At 69.5% G+C, this 8,749-nt stretch carries 11 protein-coding genes and 1 pseudogene; 9 read left to right on the plus strand and 3 right to left on the minus strand.

What is annotated here, in order from left to right:
- Nucleotides 1-421 (minus strand): annotated as a pseudogene (locus JHD82_RS28045) (hypothetical protein); the annotation flags it as partial.
- A 307-nt stretch (nt 422-728) separates the two neighbouring features.
- On the opposite strand from JHD82_RS28045, the gene JHD82_RS28050 reads away from it, so the two are divergent.
- From JHD82_RS28050 to JHD82_RS28090, 9 genes are all read left to right on the plus strand, one after another.
- On the plus strand, nt 729-1,043 hold the full coding sequence (locus JHD82_RS28050; RefSeq protein WP_012207663.1) for a hypothetical protein: 315 nt from the start codon (nt 729-731) through the stop codon (nt 1,041-1,043).
- 27 nt (nt 1,044-1,070) lie between these two features.
- Nucleotides 1,071-1,592, plus strand: coding sequence for a low affinity iron permease family protein (locus JHD82_RS28055; RefSeq protein WP_012207664.1), 522 nt, complete (start codon nt 1,071-1,073; stop codon nt 1,590-1,592).
- Nucleotides 1,593-1,622: 30 nt separating this feature from the next.
- Entirely contained in the window at nt 1,623-1,856 is a 234-nt protein-coding gene (locus JHD82_RS28060) for a hypothetical protein (protein WP_012207665.1), read from the plus strand.
- 70 nt (nt 1,857-1,926) lie between these two features.
- Entirely contained in the window at nt 1,927-2,682 is a 756-nt protein-coding gene (gene otsB, locus JHD82_RS28065) for a trehalose-phosphatase (RefSeq protein WP_199140119.1), read from the plus strand.
- Nucleotides 2,679-4,226 carry a trehalose-6-phosphate synthase gene (locus JHD82_RS28070; protein ID WP_199140121.1) on the plus strand — a complete coding sequence of 516 codons (1,548 nt, stop codon included), beginning with the start codon at nt 2,679-2,681 and terminating at the stop codon, nt 4,224-4,226. The genes otsB and JHD82_RS28070 overlap by 4 nt, the downstream gene beginning before the upstream one ends.
- Before the next feature lie 111 nt (nt 4,227-4,337).
- Entirely contained in the window at nt 4,338-5,429 is a 1,092-nt protein-coding gene (locus tag JHD82_RS28075; RefSeq protein WP_199140123.1) for an acyl-CoA dehydrogenase family protein, read from the plus strand.
- Nucleotides 5,417-6,175 carry a PIG-L deacetylase family protein gene (locus tag JHD82_RS28080; RefSeq protein WP_199140125.1) on the plus strand — a complete coding sequence of 253 codons (759 nt, stop codon included), beginning with the start codon at nt 5,417-5,419 and terminating at the stop codon, nt 6,173-6,175. Before JHD82_RS28075 ends, JHD82_RS28080 begins: the two co-directional genes overlap by 13 nt.
- A complete protein-coding gene (locus JHD82_RS28085) occupies nt 6,172-6,756 on the plus strand; it encodes a class I SAM-dependent methyltransferase (protein WP_199140127.1) in 585 nt (194 codons plus the stop codon). The genes JHD82_RS28080 and JHD82_RS28085 overlap by 4 nt, the downstream gene beginning before the upstream one ends.
- 12 nt (nt 6,757-6,768) lie before the next feature.
- A complete protein-coding gene (locus JHD82_RS28090) occupies nt 6,769-7,581 on the plus strand; it encodes a glycosyltransferase family 2 protein (protein ID WP_199140129.1) in 813 nt (270 codons plus the stop codon).
- A 30-nt stretch (nt 7,582-7,611) separates the two neighbouring features.
- Here the strand turns inward: JHD82_RS28090 and JHD82_RS28095 are convergent, their stop codons facing one another.
- Both JHD82_RS28095 and JHD82_RS28100 read right to left on the minus strand, forming a co-directional pair.
- Nucleotides 7,612-8,163: a DinB family protein gene (locus JHD82_RS28095; protein ID WP_199140131.1), complete on the minus strand. Its 552-nt coding sequence runs from the start codon at nt 8,161-8,163 to the stop codon at nt 7,612-7,614.
- Between the two features lie 22 nt (nt 8,164-8,185).
- Nucleotides 8,186-8,749, minus strand: a 564-nt coding sequence (locus JHD82_RS28100) for a PhzF family phenazine biosynthesis protein (RefSeq protein ID WP_199140133.1), incomplete at its 5' end; no start/stop codon positions are given.

Raw genomic sequence — 8,749 nt, forward strand, 5'->3', positions numbered from 1 at the left:
GGGCCTGGTCCCAGTCAAGATGGCTGGCGCCACGGCGCGTGGTCCATTCGCGCTCCCATTCGGCGTCAAAGGCATCGAAGTCGGCATCGCGGCGTGCGGCGGCAGCGTTCCAGCCCAGCTCGTAGGCGGGGCGGTATTCCTCGTAGCTGCGGCCAGCCACGTAATAGGGCTCGCTCTGGTAGGCATCGCGCCAGTAGGCATCTTCAACCGTGGGGTTCACGGCCTCGGCTGCACCCTTGCCGGCCAGCCCGCCGACCACGGCACCGGCCACGCCGCCCACGGCAGCGCCGATGGGGCCACCCATTGCGCCGAATGCAGCGCCGGTGACGGCGCCGCCTGCTGCGCCTATGCCGGTGCCCACCGGGTGCGCGCCGGGTGCGTCGGACAGCGGGTCACGGTTTGCGGGGTTCGATTGCGTCATGGAATGTGCTCCTTGGCAGTTGAAAGTGATTCCTATGCTGATGGCCGCAGCAGCCGTCCGGCGTGCGCGCTTGCGGCCATGTGCCGTAGGAACGCAGCGCCCTGCCCTTGCGGACATCGCGCCAGCGGCCTGTGGCCATTTTTCGCACCCCGGCACAGGGCAATCGGCGTGCCTGCCGGCCATGTTTCGGCATGGGGCATCTTGTCGTTCCTGCGCTTTCGGCGTGGTCCCACGACGGCCCTGCGCAACCGGGGAGAGCATGGCCAAGACGCACCCTGCGGACGCCCATGAATGAAAGGACAACGCCATGAAAGACAAGACCACTCCCGCTGCCCAGCCCTCTGCACAAAAACAGCCCAAGCCATCGGGCGACGGCCGCACCAAGCTGCCCGGCCAGGTGGGCAAGGCACCGCACGCGCCCGGCGAATCGGGCGAGCCCGAACAGGGCCTGCGCCTGCCGCATGAGCGCGACCAGAGCATCGACGCCACCAGCGATGCGCCCGACCCCGTGATGCGCCAGGCCCATGACGACATCGCCTCCGGCCAGGTGGACACCGACATGCGCCAGACGCCGGGACTGGATGCCGAGCAGCGCAAGAAGATGGTGCGCAAGCAGCCTTGATCGATTTTTTCCGGACGGTTTTCCCCCATGCAAAGCACAAGTTCCACACCAGGCCGCCGCACACCGGGAGATGCCCTGGGCTCCATGCCCGAGACCAGCAGCGCCTCGTATGCCGACCACTCGCGCCTGCTGTCGGCCTTCGATCATTTCGCCAGCAGGGTGACGCGCTGGGCCGGCACGCCCATGGCCTTTTGCGTGGCCCTGATCTGCGTGGCCGTATGGGCCGTGGCGGGGCCGATGTTCCATTTCTCGGAGAACTGGCAATTGGTCATCAATACGGGCACGACCATCGTGACCTTTCTGATGGTGTTCCTCATCCAGCAAAGCCAGAACAAGGACAGCGTGGCCCTGCACCTGAAGCTCAACGAGCTGCTGGCAGCCAACAAGATTGCCAGCAACCGCATGATCGGCATCGAGGGGCTGGACGAGGAGCAGCTGCAGCAAGTGGCGGCCTTCTACGTCAACCTGGCCGCCCGCGCGCGCGAGAGCGGAGCATGCAAGGAATGCCACTCCATCGACGAGGACGACCCGGCACGGCCCGGCAACTGAGGCGCCTGCCCTCCTTCAGAGAGAAACCCCATGCCCGACATTCCCGACTGGCTTCAGTGGCCTGCCTTCCTGGCCTCCATCCTTGGCGCGTGGTGGGTGGGCTCGCGTTCTGCGCAACGGCGCAATGTGGGCTTCTGGATCCTGATGCTCAGCAATGTGCTGTGGGCACTGTGGGGATGGTCCTCCGGCGCCTGGGCGCTGGTGACGCTGCAGGCCTGCCTGGCAATCACCAACATCCGCGGCTCCATCAAGGCCGAGCGTTGAGCAGGCCATGGCAGCAGACGCTTTCCTGATGTCGATCCACTAAACCGGCAACCGATACCCTGGCGCTTCCATGGAAACACCCCCATTGCCCACCTGCAGATCCGCCCTGTTCCTCGACTTCGACGGCACGCTTGTGCCGCTGGCCGAGACCCCGGACGCCATAGCACCAGACCCCGCCATGATCCCCATGCTGGCCAGGCTGCAAGGCATGCTGGGGGGGGCGCTGGCCATCATCACGGGGCGGCAGCTTGAGGTGCTGGACCACTTTCTGGCGCCGCTGCATCTGCCGGCCGCCTGCGAGCACGGCCTGCAGCGGCGGGATGGCGCAGGCCGCCTGCACCCGCAGGCCTCGGCCCTGCCAGAGACCGTGCTGCAGACGTGCATTGCCTTGGCGGCCGATCATCCCCGCCTGCTGGTGGAGCGCAAGCGCTCCTCGGTCGCACTGCACTACCGGCGTGCGCCAGAGCTGGCGGCGCTGTGCCTGGATACGTTGAGCCGCGCACTGAGGCACCTGCCCGGTCTGGAGCTGCTGCACGGCAAATGCGTGCTGGAGGTCAGGCCTGCGGGCGTGGACAAGGGCCGCGCCATTGCGGCCTTTCTGCGCGAAGCGCCGTTCGCCGGCCGCACCCCCGTGTTTGCCGGTGACGATGTCACGGACGAGAGCGGCTTTGCCGTGGTGCAGGCGCTGGGCGGCATGGCGATCAAGGTGGGCGAAGGCGCAAGCGGGGCCCGCCACCGGCTGGACAGCCCGCAGGCCGTGCACGCCTGGCTGCAGTCCGCATGCATGCACCTGGCGGCACAGACCTGCGCGGAGGCCCTGCCATGAGCCGGCTGGTGGTGATCTCCAACCGCGTGGCCGATCCGTGCAGGACCGCAGCCGGGGGCCTTGCCGTGGCCATGGGCGATGCGCTGCGGCAGACGGGCGGCCTGTGGTTCGGCTGGAGCGGAACCGTCACCGACGACGGTGCCCAGGCCGCGCCTGCCGGCCATGTGCACCGCACCCAGGCCGGCAAGGTCACGCTGGCCACGGTGGACCTGGACCGTACGGACCACGACAGCTACTACACGGGCTACAGCAATGGCGTGCTGTGGCCCGTCTTCCATGGCCGGCTGGACCTGGCGAACTTCGACACGGGCCTTGCGGCCGGCTACCGCCGCGTGAACCAGCTGCTTGCGCGCCGGCTGCTGCCCCTGCTGGCGGAGGACGACATCCTCTGGGTGCATGACTACCACCTGATCCCGCTGGCGGCCGAGCTGCGCGCCCTGGGCTGCCGCCAGCGCATCGGCTTTTTCCTGCACATCCCGCTGCCGCCACCGACCCTGCTGGCGGCCATACCCGAGCATGCATGGCTGATGCGCTGCCTGTTCGCCTATGACCTCGTGGGCCTGCAGACACGCCAGGACGTGCAGCACTTCGAGCGCTATGTCTGCGAGGAGGCGGGCGGCCAGGCCCTGGGCGACGGCGCATTCCGCGCCCATGGCCAGCGCCTAGTCTGCCGCGACTTCCCCATAGGCATCGATGTGGATGGTTTCATGGCGCTTGCACAGGGCGGCGCCTCGCGGGACATGTACGAGCGCATGAAGCACGAATACGCCCAGCGCCGCCTGCTGCTGGGCATAGACCGGCTGGACTATTCCAAGGGCCTGCCCCAGCGCCTGCGCGCCTTCCGCGAGTTGCTGGCCCGCCATCCCGCCAACCGGCGCAGCGCCACGCTGATCCAGATCGGATCGCCCACGCGCGAGGGCCTGGACGCGTATGCCGACATACGGCGCGAGATCGAGTCGCTGTGCGGCGCCATCAACGGCGACTACGGCGAGCTGGACTGGATGCCCGTGCGCTACATCCACCAGACGCTGCCGCGCGACAGCATTCCGGGCCTGTGCCGTGCGGCGGCCGTGGGCCTGGTCACGCCGCTGCGCGACGGCATGAACCTGGTGGCCAAGGAGTACGTGGCGGCCCAGGACCCGGCCGACCCGGGCGTGCTGGTGCTGTCGCGCTTTGCGGGCGCGGCCGAGCAATTGCACGAGGCGCTGCTGGTCAATCCCTATGACGTGCATGGCACGGCCGCCGTGGTGCAGCAGGCCCTGCACATGCCGCTGCACGAACGGCGCCAGCGCCACCAGCGGCTGCTGCAGCGCGTATGCGAGCAGGACGTGCACTGGTGGCGCAAGGCCTTTCTGTCCGCATTGAAGGAGGCCAGGCCGCAGGAGCGCCGTGACAGGGATTGGAGCAAGGAAAGAGACGCCGGCTTCGGCATCCCCGTGCCGTCTATGAGGCAGGAACGCCCGCCGCTGGGCCTGGAGCTGCCCGCCTGCCCGGCGGACGCCCTGGCCCTGGACGCCAGCCGATCGGTGGTCTCCGACAGGTAATGGCCTCCTGCTCCTGCGGCGGCGGCTTCGGCAAGCCGGCACGATGGCAACGCCCGGCCCGCCCCATTCATTTCAGGGCTGCGCATGGCACACAAGGAAAGGTGAGCGGTGATGGTCCAGCACAACAACGAGTACGCCAAGGCGTGGACGGACAGCGAGACGCTGGCCCGGGCCTTGCACGGCCATGAGGAGCTGTCACCCTCGGACCAGCTGGCCCTGCTGGTGGCCCAGGGCGCCGACCGCCTGCCCTTGCCGGGCCGTGGCCATACGCTGCAGCGCTGGAGGGCGCTGGCCGAAGTTGCCGCCCACAGCCTGGGCCTGGCCAAGCTCTACGAAGGCCATACCGATGCACTGGCCATCCTGTCCGAACTGCAGGCCGACCTGGCCACCGAGGGACTGCGCTGGGCCGTCTGGTGCGCCGAGCCACCGGGCGAGCGCGTGCAGGCCACGGCGGCATCTCCCGACGCCACGCAACGCACGGCGCTGCAGGCAGGCTCGGCGCTTCGCCTGTCCGGCCACAAGCCCTGGTGCTCTGGCGCACGGGCCGTGGACCGCGCCCTGGTCAGCGGCTGGCTGGCAGACGGCCAGCGCTGCCTGATCGCCGTCACCATGGACCAGCCCGGCATACGCAGGGACGACAGCCACTGGCAGGCCGTGGGCATGGCCGCCAGCGCCAGCGCCGATGTGCACTTCGACGGCGCCACCGGCGTGCTGGTCGGGGCCCCGGGCCAGTACCTGAGCCGCCCCGGCTTTCACCACGGTGGCGCGGGAGTGGCCGCCTGCTGGTACGGTGCCGCCGCCCGCATTGCCAGCCATCTGCTGCAGGCCGCCATCCAGGGCGGCGACCCGCATCGCCTGGCCCATCTGGGCGCGCTGGACGTGTCCCTGGGCAGCGCGGCCAGCCTGCTGCGCGAAGCTGCGGCAGACATCGATGCCAGGCCCTCGGACCCCTGCCTGCTGGCCGTGAGCCGCGCCCGCCTGGCCGTGGAAGCCGCCGCAGAAGATGTGCTGCGGCGCGTGCCGCGCGCCATCGGCCCGGGGCCGCTGTGCAAGAACAAGAGCCTGGCCCTGCTGATGGCCGACCTGCCCGTTTTCATCCGCCAAAGCCACGCCGAGCGCGACCAGGCGGCGCTGGGCCGCCTGCTGGCCGAAAGGACGCAGGCACAGGCACAAGGTGCAGGAGCCTGCGCATGGACGCTGTGAAGCCCCGCCTGATCGAAGGCCAGGGCACGCCTGAGTCGCGCTGGCAGGCCTGGTTCGCACAGCGCCAGCCCGCGCCGCTGGCGCTGGACGAGCTGCTGCAGGGCCGCAGCCGCATCGTCATCGTGGCACCGCACCCCGATGACGAAATCCTGGGCTGCGCCAGCCTGCTGCGCCGCTGCGCGCAGCAGGGCCTGCCCTGCCTCGTCATTTCCGTGACCGATGGTGGCGCCAGCCATCCCGGCTCCACGCTGTGGCCGCCGCAGCGGCTGGCCTGTGCACGCGTGCAGGAGAGCAACCAGGCGCTGGCCCTGCTCGCCCCGGCAGCGCAGGTGGTCCGCCTGGGCCTGCCCGACGGCCATATCGCCGACCACGCAGCGCAGTTGCTTGTGCAGCTGCAGGCCTTGCTGCGGCCTTCGGACGCGCTGCTGTGCACCTGGCGCGAAGACGGTCACCCGGACCACGAGGCCACCGGCCAGGCCTGCGCCACGGCGGCCGCGCGCACGGGCTGCCGGCTTGTCGAATTGCCCATCTGGGCCTGGCACTGGGCCGAGCCTGGCGACATGCGCATGCCCTGGCACCGGGCCGCCGCCATTGCGCTGTCACCCGGAGAACTCGCACTCAAGCGCCAGGCCCTGTCGTGCTTTCGCAGCCAGTTGCTGCCCGACCCGTCCACGGGCCGCGACGCCATCCTGCCGCCCTGGGCCACGCAGCGCCTGCTGCGCCCGTTTGAAGTGGTGTTTCTATGAACAGCGCCAGGCAGCACTTCGAGCAGATGTACCAGGCCGACCCCGACCCCTGGCAGGTCGCATCGCGCTGGTACGAGCGGCGCAAGCGCGACCTGCTGCTGGCCGCCCTGCCCCGCGAGCGCTATGCCCACGGCTTCGAGCCCGGCTGCGGCAATGGCGAAACCACGCAGCGGCTGCTCCAGCGCTGCGAGCGGCTGTGCGCCGTCGATTTCTCGGCCAGGGCCGTGGACCTGTGCCGCGAGCGGATGGCGCCACAGGACCGCGCCCGCCTGGACCTGCAGGCCCTGCCCCTGCCCTGGCAATGGCCGCAGGTGCCGCAGGCCGGCTTCGACCTCATCGTGGTCTCGGAACTGGCCTATTACTTCGATGATGCGGCGCTGGCACATTTCAACCGCCAGTGCCTGGCCTCGCTGCAGGGCGGCGGCCACTGGCTCATGTGCCACTGGCGGCATGACGCGCACGACCGCCTGCAGACCACGCAGGCCCTGCATGACAGCGTGGCGGCCCATGCGCAGCTGCGCCTGCTGCTGAGCCACTGCGAGCCGGATTTCCAGCTGGACATCTGGCAGAAGAACCCTTGAAAGGACTGAAAAATGATCGGCGTGTGCATCCCAGCCCATGACGAGGAAGACCTCATAGGCCGCTGCCTGGACAGCGTGTTTTGCGCGGCGGCCCACGCCGACCTGCAGGGCGAGACCGTGGCCGTCGTCGTGGTGCTGGACAGCTGTCAGGACGCCACCGAATCGGCCGTGCGCCGCTGGCCCGCCATCCCCTTGCCGATTGCCGCGCGCAACGTGGGCAAGGCCCGCGCGCTGGGGTCCGAATACCTGCTGCTGCTGGGCGCCCGCTGGCTGGCCTTCACGGACGCCGACACCACAGTCTCGCCGAGCTGGCTGGCCGACCAGCTGGCGCTGCAGGCCGACGTGGTCTGCGGCACGGTGGCAGTGCCCGACTGGTCTGCCCACGGCGCCCACGCGGGCGCGGCCCAGCGGCACTTCGAGTCCACCTACATGGACCGCGACGGCCACCGCCATGTGCATGGCGCCAACCTGGGCATCTCGGCCTGGCACTACCGCAATGTCGGAGGCTTCGAGGCGCGCCGCTGCGGCGAGGACCAGGACCTGGTGGACCGCCTGGCAGCCAGCGGCGCCCGCATCGCCTGGTCCGCGCGGCCGCGCGTGATGACCAGCGGGCGCGCCTACTCGCGCGTGGCAGACGGCTTTGCCGGAGCGCTGCGCAAGGGATGGACCTTGGCCCGAGAGCCGCAGCCGCAGTCGCAGCTACTGCCACAGCCACTTGCACTGCCACAGACTCCGGCAGAAGACCCCATGCGGCCCGCCGCCCTCACGGGCGCCATGGCGCAGGGGGCTCCGGTTTCGTCCCTGCGTGTCCCGGCAATCGGTTGACCTGATGACCGGGGCGCTCCACCTTCAACGTCAGCCCTTGTCTTCGCGGTAGCAATCCCTGAGGAAAACCGGCAGGTCGTTGGCCGGAGGCACGAAGGGCACCTGGTACATCATGTCGCTCACGAAGCCACGGTGGTAGCTGCCGTGGTTCACCACGTGCAGCACGATCTGCTCGCGCGTCATGGCGCCCTGCCCGCCGCCCACGAACTCGAAATGCACGACCTTCGCCAGTTCTTCGTCCGGGCACGCATCGACGAACTCCACATACCAGCGGTCCATTGCCTGCACGGATTCCCACAGCGCCGGCAGCGTGGGCGTGTGGTCGGTGTTGCGCATGGTGTAGCCATGTTTGCGACCCTGCAGGTGGTGCCTGAAGATGTCCTCCACCACAAGGACGTGGTTCAGCGTGCGCACCATGTTGCCGAAGCTCGTGGGGCGCTGCTTCAAGGCCTCGCCTTCGGGCAGCTCCATCACGCTCTTGAAGGTCAGGCCGTTGGCCCAGGCCTTGTAGCGCACCAACATTTTCAGGTTGGCCCTGGCCGATGAGACGGGAGCGCGCTCTCTCTCTTGGATCGCTGTCATTCGTGGGTTCTTCCGGTGTGGATCAAAGGCCGCTCAGTGCGCCTTCGACATGGGTGCGCGCCGTGCCGCCCACCCAGACCTGGCCCGTGCCGTCACGGGTCAGGAAGATGCGGCCGTCACGGCCCAGGCAGCGGCCCTGGGCGGCAACGTAGTCGCTGTCCATCACCCCCGTCGCAAACAGCCACTGCGCCAGCGAGGCGTTGAGGCTGCCGGTGACGGGGTCTTCGACGATGGCGCCCTGGTGATCGGAGAAGAAGGCGCGCACCTCGCAGGCGGCAGGGCTGGCACCGCCGACACCCCTGGCATAGGGCCCCACCACGCCCACGTCCATGCGCGTGGGCCACTGCCGGGCCGGGTTCAGCGCCAGCACCTGCTCGGCCGAGGCCAGGCGGATGCCCAGCCAGCCGGGGCCGTTGTCTATCCACGAGGCGGCCTGCACCTCGTCGGCAGTGATGCCCAGCATGCGCAGCGCGGCATCCAGCTCATCGGCGGTGGGCGCGCCAAAGCGCAGCATGGGCGGCGCGGCGAATGCCAGCCGCCCATGCTCCTGCCGTATCTGCACCAGTCCCGCCCCGCACTCCTGGAC

The organism is Delftia sp. ASV31 (genome assembly GCF_016428765.1).
In the GTDB taxonomy this organism is placed as follows: Bacteria; Pseudomonadota; Gammaproteobacteria; order Burkholderiales; family Burkholderiaceae_C; genus Comamonas; species Comamonas acidovorans.